19 protein-coding genes and 1 riboswitch are annotated in these 25,146 nt (G+C 45.4%); of the genes, 4 read left to right on the top strand and 15 right to left on the bottom strand.

All coding sequences use genetic code 11. From position 1 onward, the window contains the following. Window positions 1-20 precede the first annotated feature (20 nt). The gene (locus NCY57_RS10205; protein WP_015526216.1) at window positions 21-542 is read left to right on the top strand and encodes a hypothetical protein; all 522 of its coding nucleotides are present in this window, start codon (window positions 21-23) and stop codon (window positions 540-542) included. Window positions 543-587: 45 nt separating this feature from the next. Here the strand turns inward: NCY57_RS10205 and NCY57_RS10200 are convergent, their stop codons facing one another. Further along, entirely contained in the window at window positions 588-1,199 is a 612-nt protein-coding gene (locus tag NCY57_RS10200) for an NUDIX hydrolase (RefSeq protein ID WP_173739471.1), read from the bottom strand. Between the two features lie 183 nt (window positions 1,200-1,382). Here NCY57_RS10200 and NCY57_RS10195 point away from each other — a divergent pair, with 183 nt between their 5' ends. Continuing rightward, window positions 1,383-2,771 (top strand): MATE family efflux transporter, encoded by a 1,389-nt coding sequence (locus NCY57_RS10195; RefSeq protein ID WP_244092771.1) that lies wholly within the window; start codon window positions 1,383-1,385, stop codon window positions 2,769-2,771. Window positions 2,772-3,036: 265 nt separating this feature from the next. On the opposite strand, the gene NCY57_RS10190 is transcribed toward NCY57_RS10195, so the two are convergent. From NCY57_RS10190 to NCY57_RS10125, 14 genes are all read right to left on the bottom strand, one after another. Further along, entirely contained in the window at window positions 3,037-3,672 is a 636-nt protein-coding gene (locus NCY57_RS10190) for an ECF transporter S component (RefSeq protein ID WP_022426189.1), read from the bottom strand. Window positions 3,673-3,802: 130 nt separating this feature from the next. Then, a riboswitch (FMN riboswitch) is annotated at window positions 3,803-3,920 on the bottom strand. Between the two features lie 110 nt (window positions 3,921-4,030). Then, window positions 4,031-7,207, bottom strand: coding sequence for a fibronectin type III domain-containing protein (locus NCY57_RS10185; protein ID WP_173739472.1), 3,177 nt, complete (start codon window positions 7,205-7,207; stop codon window positions 4,031-4,033). Window positions 7,208-7,502: 295 nt separating this feature from the next. Further along, complete coding sequence (gene thiC, locus NCY57_RS10180; RefSeq protein WP_250789644.1) at window positions 7,503-8,807, bottom strand: phosphomethylpyrimidine synthase ThiC; 1,305 nt, start codon at window positions 8,805-8,807, stop codon at window positions 7,503-7,505. Between the two features lie 475 nt (window positions 8,808-9,282). Further along, window positions 9,283-10,284: a bile acid:sodium symporter family protein gene (locus NCY57_RS10175; protein WP_015526222.1), complete on the bottom strand. Its 1,002-nt coding sequence runs from the start codon at window positions 10,282-10,284 to the stop codon at window positions 9,283-9,285. Window positions 10,285-10,287: 3 nt separating this feature from the next. After that, window positions 10,288-11,127, bottom strand: a complete 840-nt coding sequence (panC, locus tag NCY57_RS10170; protein ID WP_015526223.1) for a pantoate--beta-alanine ligase — start codon at window positions 11,125-11,127, stop codon at window positions 10,288-10,290. Window positions 11,128-11,228: 101 nt separating this feature from the next. Beyond that, on the bottom strand, window positions 11,229-11,621 hold the full coding sequence (gene panD / locus NCY57_RS10165; protein ID WP_015526224.1) for an aspartate 1-decarboxylase: 393 nt from the start codon (window positions 11,619-11,621) through the stop codon (window positions 11,229-11,231). A 512-nt stretch (window positions 11,622-12,133) separates the two neighbouring features. Continuing rightward, on the bottom strand, window positions 12,134-12,997 hold the full coding sequence (locus NCY57_RS10160; RefSeq protein ID WP_330383034.1) for a mechanosensitive ion channel family protein: 864 nt from the start codon (window positions 12,995-12,997) through the stop codon (window positions 12,134-12,136). A 284-nt stretch (window positions 12,998-13,281) separates the two neighbouring features. Continuing rightward, complete coding sequence (locus NCY57_RS10155) at window positions 13,282-15,438, bottom strand: Tex family protein (RefSeq protein ID WP_250789643.1); 2,157 nt, start codon at window positions 15,436-15,438, stop codon at window positions 13,282-13,284. A gap of 72 nt (window positions 15,439-15,510) precedes the next feature. Then, entirely contained in the window at window positions 15,511-16,458 is a 948-nt protein-coding gene (locus NCY57_RS10150) for an L-lactate dehydrogenase (RefSeq protein WP_015526226.1), read from the bottom strand. 347 nt (window positions 16,459-16,805) lie between these two features. After that, window positions 16,806-18,413: an FMN-binding protein gene (locus NCY57_RS10145; RefSeq protein ID WP_118752723.1), complete on the bottom strand. Its 1,608-nt coding sequence runs from the start codon at window positions 18,411-18,413 to the stop codon at window positions 16,806-16,808. 143 nt (window positions 18,414-18,556) lie between these two features. Beyond that, on the bottom strand, window positions 18,557-20,803 hold the full coding sequence (locus NCY57_RS10140) for a penicillin-binding Tp47 domain C-containing protein (protein WP_015526228.1): 2,247 nt from the start codon (window positions 20,801-20,803) through the stop codon (window positions 18,557-18,559). A 126-nt stretch (window positions 20,804-20,929) separates the two neighbouring features. Continuing rightward, entirely contained in the window at window positions 20,930-21,994 is a 1,065-nt protein-coding gene (locus NCY57_RS10135; protein WP_250789642.1) for an FAD:protein FMN transferase, read from the bottom strand. Between the two features lie 3 nt (window positions 21,995-21,997). Beyond that, entirely contained in the window at window positions 21,998-22,771 is a 774-nt protein-coding gene (locus NCY57_RS10130) for a 4Fe-4S binding protein (protein ID WP_250789641.1), read from the bottom strand. After that, window positions 22,768-23,370, bottom strand: a complete 603-nt coding sequence (locus NCY57_RS10125; RefSeq protein WP_250789640.1) for an FMN-binding protein — start codon at window positions 23,368-23,370, stop codon at window positions 22,768-22,770. Before NCY57_RS10125 ends, NCY57_RS10130 begins: the two co-directional genes overlap by 4 nt. Before the next feature lie 447 nt (window positions 23,371-23,817). Here NCY57_RS10125 and NCY57_RS10120 point away from each other — a divergent pair, with 447 nt between their 5' ends. Then, window positions 23,818-24,192, top strand: coding sequence for a NusG domain II-containing protein (locus NCY57_RS10120; protein ID WP_250789639.1), 375 nt, complete (start codon window positions 23,818-23,820; stop codon window positions 24,190-24,192). Between the two features lie 115 nt (window positions 24,193-24,307). Next, window positions 24,308-24,796: a Gx transporter family protein gene (locus NCY57_RS10115; protein ID WP_118608873.1), complete on the top strand. Its 489-nt coding sequence runs from the start codon at window positions 24,308-24,310 to the stop codon at window positions 24,794-24,796. Window positions 24,797-25,146 lie beyond the last annotated feature (350 nt).

Raw genomic sequence — 25,146 nt, 5'->3', positions numbered from 1 at the left:
CCAACACTGGAGGGAACCTTATGAACGAAGAACTTTTTAATGAAGCATCAAAATCCAACATCCTGTCAAAACAGCTGGTCGATCAACTTCAGGAAAGCATGACCTACAGCAGCATCTCCTTCATCAATTGGACCATCGAAGTCCTCAAGCTCCTGAAAGCCCGCATCGAACGCGGCGACAAGATCAAAGATGAGACCACCGGCGTGATCTACGATTTCTACACCTTCCGCCAATTTGTAGAAACCAACTTCTCCACCTACATCACCGGCCAGGTCTTCAACACCTCCATCCGGTCCCAGAAAGTCTACTTCACCCTGGAAGCCTGCCCAGGCGGCTACAACCTCCTCATGGCAGACTCCGGCAACGAAAAAACCTACCGCTGGATCTCCAGCTTAAGCAAACGCTTCTCCCTGGTAGAAATGATCGCCACCGGAATCGTCTACGTCAAAGACAACCGGACCGACACCTACCAGCCATTTATCTCCGAAAACGGCAAATACTGCAAATACAACAAAGACCTGGGAAAACTCATAGAACTCTGATCAAAACGGGGAATCCGCCAACGGCAGATTCCCCTTGATTTTTTCTCAGATTTCTTTCAAAAAATCAAATGGTTCTTCATCTTTCAAAAAATGCATCAGCATATAAGCACACATGATCGCAACCCTCTCCTCCTTCAGGATCCTCCTGATCTCATCCCGGTCCGCGATCACAACCTCGATCTCCTCACTATCCTCCTGAGCAGCCTTACTAACCTCACCACTGGCATACCCATAAACCGTAGCACAGGATTCATCCGTCATCCCGATCGTTGTAAAATAAGGCTTCTCAAAAGCCTCCGCAACCTTGATCGGCTCCAGCTTCAACCCGGTCTCCTCAAACATCTCACGCACAGCACCCTCATGGAAATCCTCCCCAGACTCCACAAGCCCCGCCGGAAACTCATAAATATATCCGCCGATCGTATACCGATACTGACGGATCAGCACAACCTTATCCCGCTTCTCTCCATAAACACTGTAAATGATCACCCCATCCGGATGATTCTCCCCCGTAGAAAGCTTCAAATCCTCCACACACTTCGCCCTGGAGGCCACAAAATAAGAAACCGGCGTATCATGTACACTGGTCGCATCCACCCCATAAAGATTCACAAACTTATTATCTGTAAGTTTTTTCACACTGTTGATCTTACCCATCTGAAAAGCTCCTTCCCGAAAATTTTTTCTAAAAACATTTTATCCCATCCAAAACCAAAGGTCAATTTTTTATACTTACACTCACTTCACAATAGTGCTATAATAAATACCCTGCTATAAAATTTAAAATTTACTTATTACATTACCAAACAGCTACTGTAGACAAGAAAGAAGGAAAAAACATTGAAAAACCAGACCAATGCTGCCCAGGCCGAAAACCCTCTGGGAACTGCCCCTGTAGGCAGCCTGATCACCAAATTCGCCATTCCCGCCATCATCAGCATGCTAGTCAGCGCTCTGTACAACATCGTTGACCAGATCTTTATCGGACAGGGCGTAGGAATGCTTGGAAACGCCGCCACAAACATCGCATTTCCCGTAACCATTATCTCTACTGCTGCTGCATTGCTCCTGGGAATCGGCAGCGCCTCCAATTACAACCTGGAAATGGGCGCAGGAAACGAAAAAAAAGCCAGCTCCATTGCAGGAACCGGACTCTCCACGCTGATAATCTCCGGTACGATACTCTCTGTCATTGTCCTTCTGTTCCTGAAGCCACTTCTTCATTTTTTCGGCGGAACACCGGACGTCATGCCCTATGCCATTGATTACATAGGGATCACCGCCATTGGACTTCCCTTTTATGTTTTAAGCACAGGCGGCAACCACCTGATCCGAGCAGACAGGAGTCCTACCTATTCCATGGCCTGCATCCTGGCCGGTGCCGCCATCAACACCATCCTGGACCCGCTTTTCATCTTTGGATTCGGCTGGGGCATCAAAGGTGCAGCCTGGGCAACCGTGATCGGCCAGATCGTATCCGGACTTCTGATCATCTTTTATTTTTCCAGACTCCGGAAAATGTACCTGGACCACTCCATGCTGATTCCTAAGGCACGCAATCTGTCTGCCATTTTTTCTCTGGGAATGGCATCCTGTATCAATCAGGTTGCCATTGCTGCAGTGCAGATTGTCATGAACAATACACTTCGCCATTACGGAGCACTCTCCGCTTACGGAAGTGATATTCCGATTGCCTGTGCAGGGATCATTTCCAAAGTCAATCAGGTATTTATGGCCATCTGCATCGGAATCTCCCAAGGCTCCCAGCCCATCTGGGGATTTAACTACGGTGCCGAAAAATACAGCCGTGTACGCCAGACATACCGCTATTCCGTAACCTTATGTACTGTGATCGCAACCATATTTTTTATCTGCTTCCAGTTCTTCCCGCATCAGATCGTAGGCATCTTCGGAAACGGCAGCGACCTGTACTTTCATTTTGCAGAAAAATATCTCCGCATCTTCATGCTGATGACCTTTGCCAACGGGATCCAGCCTATGTCCGCCGGCTTTTTTACCTCCATTGGAAAAGCCAGGCTTGGTGTGATCATGTCCCTCACAAGGCAGGTGCTCTTCCTGCTGCCGCTGATCGTCATCTTCCCGGTCTTCTTCGGAATCGATGGCGTCATGTACGCAGGACCAATTGCAGATACCTCTGCATTTGTGCTGGCCGTTGTTTTTGCCAGACGTGAGCTTGGAGTCATGAAAACTGCAGAACAAAACGCCTGACACAAGAAAGAATCCTGCTTGCAGGATTCTCCGCCTGCGACGGGTCGCTTCAGCGACATTATTCCTCTCCGTCGCAGTGCGATCCTGCCCGGAGGGCTTTTTTATGTTATAGGAACATTACGGAGTAATTTCCTATAACATAAAAAATGCCATGTAATTTACTGCCCATCGGCAATATATTACATGGCATTTCTCACATTCTCAGATATTTATCTGAAACCACCAATTTCTGATCTTTTCTTCATCCTCCGGCAGCTGCTTATGATCAGTCACCCTTCAGTACAACACGGATCTTCTTATAAATTACAAATACGATCAGAGATGTCAGTGCATATTTAAAGATATTAAACGGAGCAATGATCAGCAGTGCAAAGGTAAGCAGTCCGTTTACGGAGCTGTGTACTGCGCTTCCCATCTGGATAAAGGTCTCGATTGGCATTCCAAACGCTTTACCGTAAGCCGGAAGCAGCACAAAGGCATTGACAAAGCATGCAAGGATCGCTGTCAGGACTGTTCCTGCTGCCATACCTGCAACTGCATGTACTCTGCTCTTTTTGTGACGGAAACGGTAGATCAGGCCGGCCGGTACCACATAGGCACATCCAAACAGGAAATTGGCAACATCACCAACACCGGCAGTCATGGTTCCCTTAGTCACAAGATGTACGAGAATCTTCACAAGCTCGATCAGGATACCTGCCACAGGTCCCATAGCGAAGGTTCCTACCATAACCGGTACCTCGGAAAAATCAAGCTGATAAAAAGACGGTGCAAGAAACGGGATTGGAAACTCAAGATTCATTAATACTCCTGCCACAGCACCAAGCATGGCTACCTGCGCGATGGTTCTTGTTCTGCTTCTTTCCACGGCATTTCCTCTCTGTAATATCTGTTCACTCATAACTCTCTCTCCTTCTTCAGAAATATTCAAAGAAAATTTCCACAAGAAATCTTTATGCGTAAAAAAATTCTTCACATAAAAAGCCCCGGGAGCTTCTTCCCGGGGCACTGAGCACGTTCTTTAAATACTGCGCGTTCTTCTCTCATCCAGACTTTACTGTCGGTTCCGGAATTTCACCAGATCAGCCGCCAAAGCGGGTCGCGGACTATACCGCCGGTAGGGAATCACACCCTGCCCCGAAGAAATTTTCTTTTTTATGAGTTCATTATAACGCGCTCTTTTTATAATTACAAGCCTTAATTCTGTCATAGAAGCATTCTGCTCCATTTATATAAATCTAAGATCCACTCCTTTATGATCAAACCCGGATTTTCTTTACCGTACTCCAGCTACTGTAAAGAACCTTTTTTCCGACTCTTTTATATGACCGGATGCGGACATAATAGGTCTTTTTGTTTTTCAGTCCTGATATCTTATATCTGATCGCAGACTGTTTTCCAACTGTGACCGTTTTTCTTTCTTTTATAAATCTGCTGTCTGCTGCATACTGGATCTGATAGCCGGTTGCCTGTATATTTTTTTTCCAGCTTGCGGTAAAGGATCTGTTTGCTTTTTTCAGTCCTGTCAGCAGAGTTTTTGGAGGCAGGATCTTAAAGGTAAGCGTTTTGTTGATACGACTGTATTTTCCGATTCCTCTGACCTGCACAGTTCCAATTCCGGAATTTTTATCATTTCTGTAATACAGCTTATAAGCATTCGCACCAATCTTCTTTCCATTTACAGTTACGGTTACTGATGGCCGGATGGATTTTCCCGTATAAGTGTAAGAGGTTCTGTTTAGCTTAACATTGCTGACAAACTTTTCTGTCTTTTTTATGATCTTGAAATGAATGGTTGCGGTACCTTTATAATAACCGGTACCATAAATGGTTACCGTTGCAACACCCGGATACTGATTATCCTCGTAGTACATATAATAATCTTCGCCGGCTTTCAATCCCGGAATCACGATGGCAGGTGTGAGTTCTTTTCCTGTATATGTCTGATCAGCTATTGGATCCACAGCCGGTAGTTTTCCGTAAATAGTAAAATATAATGTTTCCGATCCTTTATAATTGCCGATTCCCGTGAGCTCTGCACGAGCTTCACCAGGCTTTTCATTATTAACGTAGGTTACCGTATAATCTTTTCCCTGTACCAGTCCATCAATTACCACTTCCGGTTCCACTTTTTTTCCTTTAAAGGTGGTTTCCAGGTATGTTTCATTATTTTCCGCAAAATAGCACACATACATTCCATTTTCATCTGGCGTAATCTTGAAACTCCGCTCTACTGTACCGCAGAAAATATCTTTTCCCGTGATCTTTACAGTCGCAGTTCCTGCATTGATGTTATTTTCATAAGTTACTTCATAATCGGAGCCCTGCTCAAGTTCCGGTGCGGATTCACTGGATTCTATTTCGGGTTCATGGCTTTTTCCATTATATTCATAGTCTGAAGTGATCTGTTCAAACCATTCATTCTGAAGCGGTATCCGGTTGTCTGCTGACAGCTCCACAAACGTGTAGCCACGGTCCTCTGCGTATTTCTGAAGTGTGGAATCCTTTTTTCCCGCGATCAGTGCTGAATCCCTGAACGCATCATCCGCCCAGACAGTATCTGTGCTCAGTACTCTTATCCTGCACTCGGAAGACAGACGAAGTCCATTTTTCCCAACTGATTTTACAGATGCGGGAATTATAATATCACGGATCCCTGAACTGCTCTGGAATGCATATTCACCGATTTCTTCCAAGCCTTCGTTCAGGACAGCTTTCGTAAGCGACGAACAGTTTCCGAATGCACCTTCTCCAAGGCTTCTGACACTTCCCGGGACTGTTATGGAAGAAACATTTACACAGTAATAAAAAGCATAGTCTCCCACGCTTACAGTTCCATCCGGGATCTGGTAATCTCCGGAACGTCCGGACGGAAACACGATCAATTTTGTGCCATCCTTACTGAATACCACTCCGTCTTTTTCAGAAAAATACGGATTTTCCGGATCTACTTTAATTTCTGTCAGACTGGACTCAGACAAGCCCTCCACAAAAGCAGCCAGCCCTATAGATGACACATTTGGGGGAATCGTAACAGATTTCAATTTCTCACAGTTGTAAAAAGCATTCTTTTCGATGGTTGTAAGCGAATCCGGCAAAGTAACAGATTCTATATCAGAAGCCTGGGTACAATACTGGAAGGTACTGTTTCCAAGAACCGTTACTTTTCTTCCGTCAATAGTATCCGGAACTACGATATTTGTATCTGTCCCTTCATACTGATACAGCCTGAGTGTTCCATCATTCAGGATCTCATAAGAATAGTCATAGTCCATTTTGGACAATTCATAATGTCTGGGGGCATTTCCCGTATATCCGCAGTCAACCAGATATCTTTCGCCGTCAATGATGACTACGGAGTTCCTGTGACCGCTTCCCGCCCCCGGATCATTTGCCGCATACCTTGCATACACGGTCAGTCCCAGTTTTTCGCACATATAGTTCACTGCGCTGGTATTGGCCCAGCAGTCTCCGCCGCCATCCAGCATCAGGCCTGTATAGCCGGAATGATACTGACTGTAATTAAAGTTGTTGGCAAGCCATCTGGCGATCGTCTCCACCTTTTTATAATCGGACATTTCCGCAGTAATATTTTCTTTGAGGAATGTATCCATTTTTTGTTCTGCGTAATACTCCGCATAATCTTTGAGTATGAATTTATAATAAACGGTACTGTTTCCATCCTGTACAGAGATCAGGGTCTCTCCAAACATGTATTCCCACTGGCTCTTTACGTCATTTCCGTTTTTGTCTACATAGGTTACATACTGCATTTTAGGAGTAACAAGACCGGTTTCGCTGACTTTCGCAGTATAACCGGAAACAACCGTATATACCGGATTTTTGCCGGATGTCTGGATCTGATAAGATGTCTGCATGGTATCCGGCATGGAGATCACACTGCTATAGGTATCATTCATCGCATACAGATATATTTCTGTGCTCTCCACATCTGTTTCTTTTTCGGAAGTACCTGCTGCCGGAATATCATCTGTGAATATATCTTCCTGCTGCTCCTGGTTTTCTCCGTCACCAAAAATTTCTTCCGGTGCCGCAGCCTCCTCTGTATCCTCTGTTCCTTCTGCTTTTCTGATGACCGCCGAAGGTTCTTCCAGAATTAATCCTTCATCAGAATCCTGTTGTATTTCCTCACTCTCTGAGCTTTCAGCTTCATCCGTTTCCGTTCCGATATCTGATCCCGGAAACTCTTCTTCTGTAATCTGATCTGTGCTCACGGTAGTATCTTCTTCCGTGATCTGATCTGTGTTTACGGTATTTTCTGATTCCTCAGAATTCCCGTCATCTGTAAAAGTATCAATGGTGTCTGTCATATCCGTCTGTGCGTCTGTAAAATCTTCGGCCGCCACCGATCCACATGGAACAACAGACATACATAATGACAGACCAAATGCTATCAATTTTTTCGGAAATTTCATTTCGTACCTTTCCTTCCTTTTTATGTAAACCGTTTATATGTAAGTTCTGTTTTTATTATAACGCGGCCCTGTCTTTTCGCAAGCTGCAATAATGTCCCCTACTCTGCAAAAAAACCGCTGTGATCTTCATTTTAGATCACAGCGGTTTATGTTTTATTATCGGAACATCAGACTTTCCACAATTTCAGCATTACTGTTCTTTCCATATCCGCATTCGATCAACCAGTTTTCTGGCTGGATACTGCCAACACCACGTTCTACTGTGATGCTGCATGCTCATATGCATTCTGTATTCTTACAGAATATCGATATGCTCTCCTGCAAGTGCCTTGTTCATGCTTCGTACTGCGCAGAATTTACCGCACATGGAGCAGGTATCATCATGCTCCGGTTTGCGCTCGTTCCAGATACGTTTTGCTGTTTCCGGATCCATGGCGCATTCCCACTGTGCCTCCCAGTCAAGCTTTCTTCTGGCATCTGCCATCTTGTCATCGATCTCACGGGCACCGCGGACACCTTTGGCAATGTCTGCTGCATGAGCTGCGATCTTAGATGCCATGATTCCCTGTTTTACGTCCTCAAGATTCGGAAGTGCAAGGTGCTCGGCCGGTGTTACATAGCAGAGGAATGCTGCTCCGGACATAGCAGCTACTGCTCCGCCGATCGCGGATGTGATGTGGTCATATCCCGGTGCAACGTCAGTTACGATAGGTCCTAATACATAGAACGGTGCACCCTGACAGATGGACTGCTGTACTTTCATATTTGCCTCAACCTGATCAAGCGGCACATGTCCCGGTCCCTCAACCATAACCTGAACGTCCTTTTCCCATGCACGTTTGGTCAGCTCGCCAAGACGTACAAGCTCCTCGATCTGGCATACGTCTGTTGCGTCAGCCAGACATCCCGGACGGCAGGCATCTCCAAGGGAGATGGTCACATCATACTCGCGGCAGATATCCAGGATCTCGTCGTAGTATTCATAGAACGGATTCTCCTCACCGGTCATGCACATCCATGCAAATACAAGAGATCCTCCTCTGGAAACGATATTCATTTTTCTCTTGTGGTTACGGATCTGGTCGATGGTCTTTCTTGTGATTCCGCAGTGAAGAGTTACGAAGTCAACACCATCCTGTGCATGGAGTCTTACTACATCGATAAAATCTTTAGCTGTCAGCGTATCAAGATCTCTCTGATAGTGGATAACGGAGTCATAAACCGGAACGGTTCCGATCATGGCCGGACACTCGGATGTCAGCTTGCGGCGGAACGGAATGGTATTTCCGTGGGAAGAAAGATCCATGATAGCATGGGCGCCCATGTTTACAGCTTCCATTACTTTCTGCATCTCTACATCGTAGTCCTTGCAGTCTCTGGATACACCAAGGTTTACATTGATCTTGGTGCGGAGCATGGAACCTACGCCCTCCGGATCGATACATTTGTGATTTTTATTTGCACAGATCGCCACCTTACCGGAGGCTACCAGCGGAAGCAGTTCCTCTGTTGTCATGCGTTCCTTCTTAGCTACGATCTCAAGCTCAGGTGTGACGATGCCTTTACGGGCTGCCTCCATCTGTGTACTGTAATTTCTCATGTAAAAAAAATCTCCTTCCATAAATTCTTTGTGTTTATACAACAAAAAACCGGCTGCTGCAACGCATACGCATCACGGCAACCGGCTCTTACTCTTACGTACTTAATGAAAATCTTCTGTACTTCTGATCTCTTCTGTACTCTCTGATCTTCTGTGTCTTTAAGAATCCTTCGTGCATATGTCCCTACGTTGGCATTATCCAAATCAGGTTATGGGTCAAGACATTTACAGTCTACTCTCAGCTCGCTTCAGCGGGCCCCCCTGTTTTCATATGTTGGGGACGTTTGTTCGTCCATGTGGTTATTATAGTATACCGGCTAAAATTTGTAAACCACAATTCTGCATTTTATGACTTTTTCTTTCGACATAATCTGTCATTTTATCTCTCAAACTCCCCGGGATCTTTCTTTACAGACATTCTTCCACAGCTTTGCTGTTCCCCGTCAGGAGGACATCCGCAATCCGCATTCACTACTTATTGCTTTTCGCAATTACAGCAGTCGATTTCCCTGATCCGGTCAAGCTCTGCAAGGTTTTCTGCACCTGCACGGCGGATCCCCGCAAAAATGGAACCCGCAATATTGTGCCATACACTGAAGATCGCGCCCGGAAGTGTTGCAAGCGGATTGGCTGCAAAATTAGCTGCTGCCAGTGAGACAGCAAGGCCACTGTTCTGCATGCCTACCTCTATAGCTATAGCTGTTGTTCTGGAATACTCCACATGGAAGATTTTTGCAGCCAGAAATCCCAGCATCATACCACAGAAATTGTGGATCGCCACTACTCCAAGCACCAGAACTCCACAGCTTACGATCTTCTCTGCATTTACAGCCACAATTCCTCCGATGATCATAACAATAGCTACAACCGACACCAGCGGCATAACATCGGATACCTTATCCACATGCTCTCCCGCAAGACTCCGAAGAAAAACTCCCAGGAGAACCGGGATCAGAATTACCTTTACCACAGAGATCACCATAGCCCAGAAGGATACTTCCACCCAGGTTCCTGCCAGAACATATACAAGAAACGGTGTCATCAACGGTGCTGCCAGTGTGGAAACTATAGTCATTCCCACAGAAAGCGCCACATCACCTCCTGCGATATAGGTGATCACATTGCTGGCTGTTCCGCCCGGACAGCATCCCACCAGGATCACTCCCAGTGCCAGATCTGCCGGAAGGTTCATCACTTTACACAGAAGCCAGGCGATCACCGGCATAATGGTATACTGAGCCACTGCACCGATCACCACTTCTTTGGGTCTGGAAAAAATTGCCCGGAAGTCATCCAGTTTTATGGTCAGACCCATACCAAACATGATCACTCCCAGAAATACAGACGTATAGTTCGTCATCCAAGAAAATCCGTCACGCCAGAAAAAAGCCAGGCAGGAAAAAGCAATGATAATGATCCCGATATATCTGGATGCAAGGCTGCTGATAATTCCGATTTTCTTTAAAACTTTTCCCATACATTATACCTCGTAGCTGAAGTTGTCGATCAGTCTTGTTTTTCCGATGTAAACAGCCATTGCTACAAGAACGCTGCGGTCAGCTTTTTCCACCGGCTGCATGGTAAGTGCATCTACCATGGATACATAATCAATCTTTGCCAGAGGCTCTGCTTCGATCACTGCTCGCATTTTTCCGAGAAGCTCTTCTGCCGGGATTCCTGCGTGAATGGCTTCCTGTCCGGCTTTTACTGCCTTTGACAGGCAAAGAGCTGCTTTTCTCTCTTCAGGGCTTAAGTATGTATTTCTGGAGGATTTTGCAAGTCCGTCCTCCTCACGGATGATCGGACAGCCTACGATCTCAATATCGAAGTTCAGATCACTCACCATCTTGCGGATGATGGCCAGCTGCTGTGCGTCTTTCTGTCCGAAATATGCTCTGTCCGGTGCCACAATATGGAACAGTTTGGTCACAACGGTACACACACCTTTGAAATGGATCGGACGTGTTTTTCCGCAAAGTGTCTCTGACAGAGTATCTATACTTACAAATGCGTGGGGATCATGATACATCTCGGAAGGCTCCGGGCAGAAGATCAGGTCTGCTCCCAGGCTTTCGCAGAGTTTGCTGTCACGCTCAAAGTCTCTCGGGTAGGCTTCCAGGTCCTCGGTAGGACCGAACTGTGTAGGATTGACGAAATCGGATACCACTACGATATCATTCTGCTCTCTGCATTTTTTGATCAGGCTTGCGTGTCCCTCATGGAGAAATCCCATGGTTGGCACAAGGCCTACTGTTTTTCCTTCTTTTTTCCACGCTTTGATCTGTTTTCTTGTTTCTTCTACTGTTTTTGTTACCTGCATTGTGCTCTCCTCTTTTCCGGTTCTAGAACCGGTTTTCTTAATAGATTCGAGATAGCCTCTTTTCTGAATTCACCTTCGTCTTATTATCTTCCTGATCTGCGTCAGGCCATATCCTTCAGCAGTCCGTGTTTCTCATAATTGGTCACTCTGCTGATCCTGTTCTCTTCATCTACAAATACAACTGCAGGCTTGTGAGTACGGGCTTCTTCCTGCTCGTACTGTGCGTAAGCCATAATGATGATCTTGTCACCGGTGCTTACACATCTTGCTGCTGCTCCGTTCAGGCAGATCATACCGCTTCCGCGTTCTCCACAAATGGTGTATGTCTCGAAACGGCTGCCGTTGTTCACATCTACGATCTGGACCTTCTCATATTCCAGTATCCCGGCAGCTTCCAGCAGTTCCTCATCCACAGTGATACTTCCTACATAATCCAGTTCCGCCTGGACAACGGTTGCTCTGTGGATCTTTCCTTTTAACATCTCTATTGTCATCTTATATAAGTCCTTTCCTGCAGGGAATAACTTTCAAGTGGATAAAAACATCCGCTTCCGTATTTAATAAAAAAGCGTCTCGGGGTACACTTCGACCCTGAAACGCTTCTGATTGATTCCCTGTATATTGAGTCCTGTTTTTTATACACGAAAAGCATGCTCTTCAACAGTTGCTCAAAATTCCCATAACTGTTGTAACGCCTTCGTTATCATCGATACAGGCTCGTATCTTTTATAATTTTCATATATCCGTCCGTTCCCGATCCCGGGTTCCGGCTGGCTATTTTTATATAAGATTCCAGTGATTTCAGCCAGAGTATAGTTTTGAGTCCAAATACTATCTCTGTGGGGTATTATTGCACCCCGACACTGGTTTGTCAATAATTTTCATATTCTCTATTATCGTGAATGGCAGTAATAATCCCAAAACCAGTTACTTTCACCAAAAAACCCTCCCACACAGCAATTTCTCTGCCATGTGAAAGGGCTTTAGCTTTCTTCCTTTATGCACATTATTTATGGATATGCACATCCAGCTGATTATAAGGAATCTCAATTCCATAATAATCAAAATCTTCCTTGATCCTCTGGTTCAATCTCCATCTGGCTGCCCAGTAGCGGTCGGTATCTACCCAGACACGAAAGCCCATGATCACAGAGCTTTCTGCCAGCTCGTCTACGAATACCACCATCTCTTCGTCTTCTCTTGTATCCGGATCCTCGGTGAGGATATCTTCCAGGATATCCTTGGCCTTCTGGATATCTGCATTGTAAGAGATCCCCACTTTGATCTCCAGCCTTCGCTGATCCCTTGCTGTTACGTTGGTGATGGTCACATTGGAAAGAGTACCGTTCGGGATCACGATGTGCTTGTTATCAATGGATAACAGCGTTGTATAACAGATCTCGACCTTGGCTACCGTTCCCTCGCTTCCGTCCTGTCCGTTAACGATGATGTAATCCCCTACCTGGAAAGGCTTGAACAGAAGAAGCATCATACCTCCTGCCAGGTTGGCAAGTCCGCCCTGGAGGGCAAGACCCATAGTAACACCTGCAGTTCCGAGAAGTGCTGCCAGAGATGATTCCTTTACTCCAAAGCTTATGGATATGTTAAAGATCAGGAGTATGTAAAGTACGATCTTGACCAGTGAGGACATAAACTGTGCCACTCCTGTATCCAGCCTGGATTTTGTCAGTGATTTCCTCACAAACTTTACGATCCATTTAATTACCGTGCTTCCTACCCAGAAAGCAACAATAGCCAGAACAACCTTGATTCCGAATTTCGTGATGTCCGGCAGATAATTTTCAAACATCTGCCTGTACTGGCTTACCTGATTTCCGACCTCCTGCACGGTCTGTACAGTACTATCCAAATATAATCCCTCCTGTCTGATCGATCATTCGATATACATATGCGGATCAATCTATGAGCTTCAAAGCTTATTTCTGATATAAGCATTTCCTATAATCCGCATCTGGTAATATAATAATACAGCAGTGGTTTTTCCCTGTAAACCTGATTTCTCCGGTTCTATAAAGTATAGGGTATAAACCACTGCTGTATTTCTGTTATAGCTTTATTGTATATCGGTCCGGTAATCCGCCGCAGAATGCTGCAGAATATACTTGCCTGCTTCTCTTTACTCAGTTTTTCTCTTTATTTACTGATCCCCTTCATGGAAAGGCTGATCCGTTTTTTCTTCATATCAACCCCAAGAACACGGACATCCACGATATCTCCCACACTGACTGCTTCCAGCGGATGTTTGATGAATTTCTCGCTCATCTCGGAAATATGGACCAGGCCATCCTGATGCACACCGATATCCACAAAAGCACCGAAGTCAATAACATTGCGGACAGTTCCCTTGAGGACCATGCCTTCTTTCAGGTCCTTCATATCCAGGACATCGGTACGGAGGATCGGTTTCGGCATCTCGTCACGTGGATCTCTGGCAGGTTTTTCCAGTTCCTTTACGATATCACGTAAGGTTGGCTCTCCAATCTCCAGCTCCTTTGCCAGTTTTCCGTAATCGCGGATCTGCCCGGAAATACCGGTAAGCTTACGCTCTGCCACATCTTCCGGTGTGTAGCCCAGCTTTTCCAGGAGTTTTTTTGCTGCGTCATAGCTTTCCGGATGGACACTGGTTGCGTCCAGAGGATTTTTGCCTCCTGTGATCCGTGTGAAACCTGCACACTGCTCAAAGGCTTTCGGACCAAGCTTGGCAACCTTAAGAAGCTCTCTTCTTGTCTGGAAACGGCCGTTTTCCTCACGGTAGGCTACAATATTCTTTGCGATGGCCTTGCTGATTCCGGAAATATACTCCAGAAGGGATGCAGACGCAGTATTCAGATCCACTCCGACCTTGTTTACACAATCTTCCACAACGCCGTTAAGGGCTTCTCCCAGCTTTTTCTGGTTCATATCATGCTGATACTGACCGACACCGATGGATTTCGGATCAATCTTTACAAGCTCTGCAAGCGGATCCTGTACACGTCTTGCGATGGATGCGGCGCTTCTCTGTCCAACATCGAAATTCGGGAATTCTTCCGTAGCAAGCTTGCTTGCGGAATATACAGAAGCACCTGCCTCGTTGGTGATAACATACTGGACCTTTTCAGGGATTTCCTTAAGAAGCTCCACGATGATCTGCTCGGATTCTCTGGATGCCGTTCCGTTTCCTACAGAGATCAGTGTCACATGATATTTGCTGATAAGCTTTTTCAGGGTTTCCTTTGCGGCACGAATCTTGGTCTCATTGGTTGGTGCTGTGGGATAAATAACTGTGGTATCCAGAACCTTTCCGGTAGGATCTACCACTGCCAGCTTGCATCCGGTACGGAAGGCAGGGTCCCAGCCAAGAACTACCTGTCCTGCAATTGGAGGCTGCATGAGAAGCTGCTCCAGATTTTTGCCAAAGACATGGATGGCACCGTCCTCTGCTGCCTCTGTAAGGGCGCTTCGGATTTCACGCTCAATAGCCGGTCCGATGAGACGTTTATAGCTGTCCTCAATGGCTTCTTTCAGAACAGGTGTAGTGTATAGATTATCGCGGACGATCACCTGTTTTTCAAGATAACGGATGATTTCTTCCTCAGGTGCAAGGATCTTCACAGTAAGGAATTTCTCTTTCTCACCACGGTTCAGAGCAAGGACACGATGACCTGCAAGCTTTTTCACCGGCTCCTCAAAGTCATAATACATCTCGTATACAGACTGCTCCTTCTCATCTCTTGCGGTAGAACATATAGTTCCCTTATCCATTGTTCTCTTACGGATACTGATACGATAATCTGCTTCATCAGAAATGTGTTCTGCAATGATATCTCTGGCACCGCTGATGGCCTCTTCCACAGTTTTGACTTCTTTTTCCTCAGAAAGAAATGCTTTTGCCTCTTCTTCAAGAGGTTTCTTCGTCATCTGGAGAAGGATGATGTCGGCCAGAGGTCCCAGACCTTTTTCCCTGGCGATGATGGCACGTGTACGGCGCTTCGGGCGGTACGGACGGTAAAGATCCTCTACCACAACGAGTGTCTGCGCTGCCTCGATCTGTTTCTTCAGCTCCGGAGTCAGCTTGCCCTGCTCCTCGATGCTGCCCAGAACCTGAGCCTTTTTATCCTCAAGATTTCTTAAATAAGTAAGTCTCTCATTAAGATTACGAAGCTGTTCATCGTTCAGTGTACCGGTTGCTTCCTTACGGTATCTGGAAATAAAAGGAATGGTGCAGCCTTCATCGATCAGCTTAACCGCTGCCTCGACCTGCCATTTCTCAACGTTCAATTCTCTGGTAATTACCTGAATAATATCCATTTTTATCTTTCTCCCGTTGTTTCAAATTTGCCTGAGGCTGCTTTTTCCTCTTTACACAGCTTCTGACATTTATCAAAGATCAATCTGTGCGATCACGTCCTTCAGAGCATTGGCGCTCGCATGAAGCTTCTCTGTCTCCTCCTCGGTCAGCGGAACACGAACGATACGTTTTACACCTTCCGGTCCGATAGAAGCCATGGTACTAAGACATACGTCTTCAACACCGTACTCTCCGTGAAGCATGGTTGATACACTGACTATTGTATCAGATGCTGCAAGAAGAAGCGAGCAAAGTCTGCAAACAGATACGGCTACCGCATAAAATGTAGCACCCTTCTTGGCGATCACAGTTGATCCTGAAGTATGAACATACTCCAGAACCTCTTCTCTGTCAAGTGGCTGCAGATCTTTCTGATCCTCATGAACGATCTTGTCAAACTCATCAAGGGTCGCACCTGCAACAAAGGCTCTGGACCACGGTACAAAGGAAGTATCTCCATGCTCTCCGAATACATAGGCGTGGATGTTTTTCTCAGATACACCGTAGTGCTGAGAAAGTCTGCAGCGGAGACGGGCCGTATCCAGGGCGGTTCCGGAACCAAGGATCTGATTTTCCGGCAGTCCGGAAAGCTTTGCAAATGCATAAGTCATAATATCACATGGATTACTTACGATAATATAAAGCGCTTTGGGAGCCACCTTTACGATCTCCGGAGTAATACTCTTCATAATGTTGACGTTGGTCTGTGTCAGCTCGATGCGAGTCTGTCCCGGTTTTCTGGCAATACCGGAAGTGATGATCACAATGTCAGAATCTACAGCATCCGGGTAATCTCCTGCCACGATGGAGATCGGCTCACGGAAACTGGTTCCCTGCTCAATATCCATAACCTCACCTTCAGCCTTATCTTTGTTAATATCGATCAGAACAATCTCTGATGCAATACTCCTCTGTGATAAGGTATAAGCGATAGTTGCTCCTACACTTCCTGCTCCGATGATCGTAATTTTACTGCTCATATTTGTTCTCCTTTCAGCGTTGTTTGTCATTTTAATAACAACTTTAATTACACACATTCAAACATAACATAAAACATTGCCCTGTGCAATAAAAATTTTATTGTATTTCTCAGGTTAATTCCCGCTAATTTGTATTTCAAATTATTTAAACCGATTATATTTTCTGATATTTTCCATATTATTCTGTATACATTCCTGTTATTTTTTTATCGATTTATAGAAGCAATTTCAGAAACCTAGCAAAAAACCTCTGAACTTCAAAAAAAATCAAGAAGTCCAGAGGTTTCTTTCACCTCTTATTATTGGCTTAGATTCAGATGTTTATAGCTGCTCCAACGTTCACCCGGTTAATTCTTTGCCTGGGCAAGGGCTTTTTGTGCAGCGTCCAGGATCCCTTCGGAAGAATATGTGGCTCCGCTGACAGTATCGATTCCATCCGCCGACTGGTTTGCCATGATCTGAGAATAGATCGTGCTCCATGCAGGATCAAAAAATTCCGGTGTATCCTGATTTGTCTGCTCAATGGATACGATCTGGCCTCCTGAGATCGTAATTGTCAGATATGTTTTTCCTCCATATCCAAAAGCCGAGCCTGTATACGTTCCATCTCTGTACATTCCCACCGGTTCCGGTGCTTCCGTTGGCTCCGGTGTTGCATCCGGCTCATCTGTCCCTGGTGTTGGAGTTACATTGGGTTTTTCAGGAACCGGCGTCACATCCGGGTCGTCCGGCTCCGGCGTCGGGGTTGCTGCCGGCGTCTCTGTTGGCTTCGGTGTGGCTGTTGGTTTCGGCGTTGCCGTAGGTTTCGGTGTGGCTGTTGGCTTTGGTGTCGGTTTCTTTGTCGGAGTTGGTGTCGGTTTCTTTCCATACTCCGGATTGATCGCTTCTTTAAGAGCTTTTTTTACAGCGTTGAGAATTCCGTTGGAGGAATAGGTTGCTCCGCTGACTGCATCAATATCATCCACAGAATCTGTACCGATGATCTGTTCTTCCAGCACGCTCCATGCTTTTTCAAAAAACTGCTTTGTGTCCGTATTTTCCTGTTTCAGAGCTTTGATCACTCCATCCTTGATGGTCACAATTACTTTCACGTCTCCATTGAAGCCCTTTGCCGAAGCTGTATATTTACCATCCAGATATTTTTTCGGACTGTCCGGATCTTCCGGTTCCTTTGTAGGAGATGGTTTTTTGGATGGTTTTTTTGTAGGTGACGGAGCTGATGTCGGAGTTGGTAAAGCAGTTGCTGCAGGTGTAGGGGTGACCTGCTGGCTGTTTCCATCTGCCGCTGCCTGGGAGAGGGCATTCTGAACTGCCTGGATGATTCCGTTGGAGGAATAGGTTGCTCCACTTACTGCATCTACATTCGGTGTATTTCCGGCGATCATCCTGCTGATCACACCCTGAGCTGACGCAAAATACGACGCAGTTTCTCCAGATGCCTCCAGAATATCTATGGCCGCAATCTTTCCACCGCTGATTGTTACTCTCACGCGGATCGTCCCGCCAAATCCGGTTCCGCTTCCTTCATACGTACCGTCCTTATATCCATCTGCCGGAACGCTTGCTACCGGTGTCTGCGTGGTTCCCTGTCCTGCGGCGCCGGCATTGCTTTTTGCAGATTCGGAAACCGTTCTTGTACCTGAGCTTTTTTTCGCTGCTGTTTTTTTTGAACTTTTTTTCGATGAGCTTTTCTTTTTTGTTGTACTGTTTTTCTCAGCTGTGCTGTCAGAAACAGTATTTTCTTTTTCATACCCGAAATATTTTTCCAGCTCTGAAGCGGACATTACGGTCGTCTCTGCCTGCCCGACTGCTTCTGTCTCTCCATCAGAGCCCTTCGCCTTTATGCCTGAAAACACAAGCGCCGCAATCACAGCAGCTGCAGGGACCAGCTTGGTCCAGGGTATCTTCGGAGTATTTTTTTCCTCCTGCTTTTTATCTTTCAGATCTTTTTCCATGCTTCCTTACTCTCTCCTCTTTTCTTGCGGCCTCTGTCAGACATTGCTCTTCAGAAATCAGCAGACCTCTGCCGCAGACATTGCTCTATGTCTGCGGCAGAGGCTTCTGGATATCTGTGCTCACATTCGGTTCAACAGTGAAATTATTTAACTGTTACCACAAATTTCTTTGTAATTCCGTTGCATTTCACTGTGATCGTTGCTTTACCTTTTTTGATTCCCTTTACAACACCCTTGCTGTTTACAGCTACAACTTTTTTATTGCTGCTTGTATATGTAACCTTGCCTGCAGGTGTTGCTTTGGATCTGATGGTTGTTGTTTTACCTTTTTTGATCGTTGCAGAAGATTTTACAAGACTGAATGCAGGATTCTTGACAACTACTTTGCAGGTTGTCTTCAGGGCTCCTGCCTTTGCTGTAATCGTAATGGTTCCTGCTTTGATTCCTTTTACAACACCTGTTTTACTGTTTACGGTTGCAACCTTTGTGTTGCTGCTTGTGTATTTTACAGTTGCAGATGGTGTTGCAGTTGCTTTTACAGTTGCTGTTTTTCCTTTGTAGATCGTTACGGAAGCCTTTGCAAACTTGATTGTAGAAGCTTTTACTGTTACCTTGCAGGTTGCTGTGGTATTTCCTACCTTTGCTGTGATAACTGCTGTTCCGGCTTTTACGCCTTTAACAACACCCTTGCTGCTTACCGTTGCAACCTTTGTGTTGCCGGACTCAAATGTCACTGTTGCATCGCTGTCATTTGTTGTTGCCTTAAGAGTCGTTGTTTTTCCTGTATATACAGCTGCTGTCTTATCAAGTGTAACTGTTACCTTCTGAAGCTCTTTCTCTGCTCCCTGAAGATGTTCAAGTGCTTCATTTACCTCAGCCTGACTTGCATCTGTTTTTGTAAGAATGTCTTCTGCTTCCTGAAGCTCACCGGCAAAGGACTTCCAGGTTGCAATTGTGTAATCTGCCTCTGCCAGAGCCTTTGCAGCTTCCACTTCTGTTTTAAGACTTGTAAAATCAGTTGGCTCCATTGTAGGATTTACGATATTCTCTGCAGTTGCCTGGAAGCTGTAGGTATAGTCATTATATCCAAGAGCATACACTGTCAGTTTCCAGTATCCTGTTCCGTCTGTTCCTCCCGGAAGCTTGCAGCGTGCAGATTTTGTAAGTCCAAGCTGGATTCCCATTGCTTTATGCATCCAGTTATCTGCGGCAAACTTGGTTCCATAAGAAGCGAGGCATTTTGTATATGTGGAATCATCTCCATAATAATCCCAGCGTACAGCCTGCATATTTGCACCAAGATCACCATAATTTCCATTGAGATCCACACGGAGGAATTCGCCGTAGCTTCCGCTTGCTGCTTTTACACTCGGCTTGATCTCTGTTGCTGTTTTTAACGCCTGATCCTTGATACCGGAAGCTGTTCCGTCTGATTTTCTTGCTGTAAATGTAAAGCCGTCACCATTTTTCTCCGCATATTTCAGACCATTTGTCTGTGCATTTACGTCTGCCACAAGGCCTTTATAATACTGGAGATTGTTTTCACTGTATCCTCCGGAGAGCACAGCTCCATCCTGTACAACATTATACTTTTTGCAAAAATCTGCAAAATCTGCGGTCTTAACTGCTACCGGGACATATTTCAGACCATATATCTCATAATGATCCATCGTATAGGTTTTTCCATCTTCTGTTGTTATACTGCCTCTGTTCCATTTTACCTTGGAACCGTCTGTAAGATAAAGTGTGCTTCCTTTATCCTCCCAGTAGGATACGTCGAATCTGGTTCCGTCTTCAGCAATGATCGTAGCTTCTGTCTGATAGCTTCCTCTGTGAAGTCCATGATTTGCAGTCGCTCTTGTTACTGTATCAAAAGCTCCTGTATCAAACTCACTATGTGAATCCTTCTCTTCTGAAGAGCTTGTATCTCCAGCTGCATATACGCCTTCTGCTGCCCAGTACTCACCCCAGGTAAGTCCTGCATATACGTACTGATACTCGCCTGTCAGCTGGTCAGAATCGGAAAATGCTTCCGCCACTTCATCGCCTTCTGTGAAATTCTCTTCCCCTGTAGAGAACGGGTCTGCTTCCTCTGCTGTATCTTCCTGCTGGATATCCTCTGTCTCGTCTGCAGCAGCTTCTGGCACTGCTGCATCCTCTGCTGCTTCTTCTGTTATGTCTGCAGCATCCTCTATAGCTTCTTCTGCTACAGCTTCAGTATCCTCTGCCGTTTCCTCTGTACTAAAATCCTCCGTATCTCCTGCCTCTGCCTCGGAAACCACGGCTGCATCAAGATCAGATGCCATTACAGCGGTCGGAAAGGTTGTTGCTGCCACTGCAAGACTTAAAATGCATGGAGCTGTTTTTTTCAATAGATTCCACTTCTGCATTGCTTATTCCTCCTAAAAATATGATATATTTATAGAACCCTTTCCAGGTTTACTATCGCAAGTACTGCGGATATGAGCATTCCCCTCTGCCAAACAATCATAAACCGGATCGCCGGGAGATCAGCTTCACTCTGCAATATTCTCCACACTGTAGGAATCCGCAAGCAGGCTGAACCGCTCTTTCATCCCCTCAGTGAGATATACATGATGGTCTTCATCCACAAAAAGTCCGTCTGCACCGTAAGCTTTCAACAGCTGTGTCCCTTTTTCCACCCCCAGCACAAAACATGCTGTGGAAAGCGCATCTGCCTCCAGACCTGAGTCACAGACTACCGTTACCCCGGTCACTCCGCTTTCTGCCGGATAGCCGGTAGACGGGTCCATAATGTGGTGATACCTTACAGCATTTTCGATAAAATATTTCTCATAATCTCCAGATGTGGAAAGAAATTCTGTACCATTTAAGGCAACCACACCAAGATAGTCATCCTCATTTTCAGCTCTGGGATCTGTCACTGCCACATTCCAGGAAGAACCATCCGGCTTGCTTCCGTAGGTCATGACACTGCTTCCTCCCAGATTCATAAGTGCTGCTATTACATCCTTCTTTGTTTCCAGTTCTTTAAGGATCCGGTCACAGCCAATACCCTTTCCCGCTGCTCCAAGATCCAGAGAACAGCCCTCCTCCATGTGGACCGTATTTCCGTCAAGAAAAATTTTCTGATATCCGGAATCCTTCAGAACATTCTTAATTTCTGCTTCTTCCGGAATTTTCTGGTTTTCCCCTCCAATATCCCACAGGCGGATCAGCTTCCCGATGGTTGGGTCAAAGGCTCCGTCAGAATCCTCTGCGATCTTCAGAAGACGTTTCAGGTATCCGGAAAGCTCGTCGGAAATCTCCGTATCTTTTCCGCTGTCTGCATTCACCTTATAGATCTGGGACTTCTCATTGGTCCAGGAAAGAAGGTTCGTCTCCACATCTGTCAGCACAGCTGTCAGCTTACTGTTTATATCGTCACCTGTGGTATAGAGTGTTTCTGATACCACAGTATCCATTGCAAAATCTGTATCGGTATATGTCTGTACATCATTTTCCGAAGCAGCCATGCACAGCACAGGAAACAACACCGCAATTCCTGTAAATGTAGCTGCTGCCAGAAAAGTTTTCTTTTTCAGAGCCTGATATCTCATAGATCATTTTTCCTCAATTGTTCCAATGTGAATATTTTTTCTCGGGCATGCTGCGGCACATGCGTGGCAGCAAAGACATTCGCCGGATCTGCCTGTGTCGCCGTCGATATCCAGATGAGCCGGACATCTTTTTTTACAGAGACCACATTTCGGCGGACATTTCTCACGGTTTCTCCGAAACAGTGCGCCCGGAAGGATTGGCATTAATGCAAAAACCGCTCCCATGGGACAGAGAAACTGGCAGAAAAACCTTTCCTGTGTACACATTCCCACAATGATCAGCACCAGGAACACAATTCCCACCAGATATTTGCTGTTCGGGAGCCGTCCTGCCGTGAGCATGGAAAAAACATCCCACGGGCTGGTTCCCGTAAGCTTTCCGTATACACCTGTAAGGCAGGAAAGCAGGATCAGTGCCAGTACGATATATTTAACTTTCTGAAGCCCGTGAACCATTTTTTCGGAAAGAGCCGGTTTCTTTTTTTTGTGAAAGCATTTCATCCGGATCCAGGAAAAGCCTTCATATACGGCATCTCCGAAAGATCCGAATGCACACGCATATCCGCAGAAATGTCTTCCGAAAAAGCAGGTAAAGATCAGAAGCACTGCCGTTACAGTCAGAAAGGAATTCCACTCCACCGGCTGACCGGCCGCAATGGCAAGAAAGATCGATTTGATCCCTGCAAAGGCTGTAGAAAACAGAGACGGGGCGGCAATAAAAAATGCCAGCTGTATTCCCGCACGCATCAGCCTTACCTCCCGCTGTCTTTTTTTCATGAGTTTTCCGCCTTTCCAAGTGCCGCATCCACTGCGTTCAGGATTCCTGTGGAGCTGAACGTTGCTCCGGATACGGTATCCACATCTGTACTCTGAGCACTCAGGATGGAATCGATCACGCTCTCTGCCTGTGAAAGATATGCACTGTCCTCGCCTGGGGCGCTGACTACGTTGATGGATGTGATCTCATCACCGGCAAGTGTCACTTCCACCTGAATGGTCCCGCCGTATCCCTCGGCTTCTCCTGTATAGGTTCCATCTTTATATACATTATCGGAATCTGCGGTTGCTGTGTCCTCTGCGTCTGCATCGGATACATTGCCGTCTGAAGTGTCTGTTGTTTTGTCATCGCCTGCTGTATCTGTATCACTGCTGCCTGATCCTGCAGATGCTGCCTGATTCTGCATACGATTTACATAACTCGTCTCCAGCGCACTGAGAAGTTCATTCTGCTGCTCCTGAAGTGTATCTACCTTATCTGTCAGAGCCGCGATCTCTTTTTCATTTGCCTGGGCTTTCATGCTGCTGTTATAAAAAAGTACAGCCAGGATCACCAACAGTAAGGAGATCACTCTCATATAAAAATTCTGATTTTTCATCTCTTTTCTCCCTTGTATTTTTAACAATTCTGTAAATTGCTGCATCAGACTCACGCTATGCGAACATATATTGCTACGTCAGATGCTCTCGATCCAGTCCTGTAATCTGCGTATAACTGTCTTTTGGACAAATTATATAGTTTTTATCCATATACATAAATTAGTTTTGATTAACCTTTTTTGTAAAATTAGACGATGCTAACTTACAGTTAGGTATTATATCACCTGTTTTTTTTCTTGTCTACACTTTTGTTAGTAGTTTATAACTTTTTCCAATATGAATTTTTCTGTTTTATGTCTTTTATAAAAGAAAAATCATCGCCACTCCTCCCTTTCCGTTGGGAACAGCTGTATGAATTATGGTTAGATATCATTAACTTATGTTTGCCTTTTAATTTCGATTATGATATGATTTTTCTGAATCTGTAACAGAAATGGAGATTTGTTTTGAAGAAAAAAGAATTGATTTTTATTGCCGGGATCCTGATTCTGGCGGGGGTTCTCTGGCTTGGTTTTCAGATTGCGGGGAAACGTTCCCATAATACGATCCATATTACCGTTGACGGAAAAGAATTCGGAACCTATTCGCTTTCCCAGGACCAGATCATCCACATCGGAGACACCAATGTCTGCGAGATCAAAGATGGAAAAGTTACAATGATCGAAGCAACCTGCCCGGATCATTACTGTATGAAACAGAAGGCTGTGGACGAGCACGGCGGTTCCATCATCTGCCTTCCTAATAAGGTTGTGATAGAAGGGGAAAATACTGCAGAGGATTTGGATTCGGATAGTTCGCCTAAAATTGATGCGGTGACATAAAATTTCCGGAGAATATGCGTAATACGTGTTCTCCGTAGAGTTTTCTCTGACAGACGGTATTCTGTCTGTGCTATTTTTGCAACGATATTCCTGCAACAAATGAAAGGATTTATTTATGAAACGAAAAACAGCTTATCTCGGATTATTTGCCGCAGTAGCGATCATTTTTGGATATGTGGAGTCTCTGGTCCCTGTATTTACAGGAATTCCGGGTATCAAGCTCGGGCTTGCAAACCTGGCGGTACTTTTTATACTGGACCGATATTCCTTTAAAGAAGCGGCTCTCGTGTCCGTTGTCAGAATCCTGGTGATCGGATTTATGTTTGGAAATCTGTTCAGTATTTTGTATAGTCTGGCTGGCGCTGCGCTTAGCCTGACTGTGATGGATCTTTTGAAAAAACATTCCGGCTTCAGTCTGATCGGTATCAGTGTGGCCGGTGGTGTCACACATAATATCGGGCAGCTGATCGTTGCCATGATCGTGGTGAGCAATACGAGTTTGATGGTTTATGCACCGGCACTGCTGGTGTCAGGTGTCCTGGCGGGGATTCTCATAGGTGGGTTGACAAAGGAGGTTGTGGGACGACTTCCTTTGAATCTATAATTATGTGGTTTGCTTTTTGGATTATGGTTTTCACTTTTTTAAGTGAGGGGAAATTGTGTGGTTTGATTTTTTAGATTATAGTTTTCACTTTTTGAAGTGAGATAAATTGGGTAGTTTGATTTTTTGGGATTGTAGTTTTCACCTTTTGAAGTGAGAGGAAATTGGATGGTTTGATTTTTTTGAATTATAGTTTTCACTTTTTGAAAGTGAGAGGAAATTGGATGGTTTGATTTTTTTGGATTATAGTTTTCACTTTTTGAAAGTGGGTAATTTGCGAGAAGGGGAAGCACTCATAGTTGCGAAGGCCGTCTCCCCTTCTCGCGCTCTTCCCCTCCTGGCCACGCCGCTGT

Origin of the sequence: Blautia sp. MB18-30, from assembly GCF_023669475.1 — a bacterium.
GTDB classification, from domain to species: domain Bacteria; phylum Bacillota; class Clostridia; order Lachnospirales; family Lachnospiraceae; genus Blautia_A; species Blautia_A fusiformis.
This window is presented reverse-complemented; position numbering and strand designations above follow the sequence as displayed.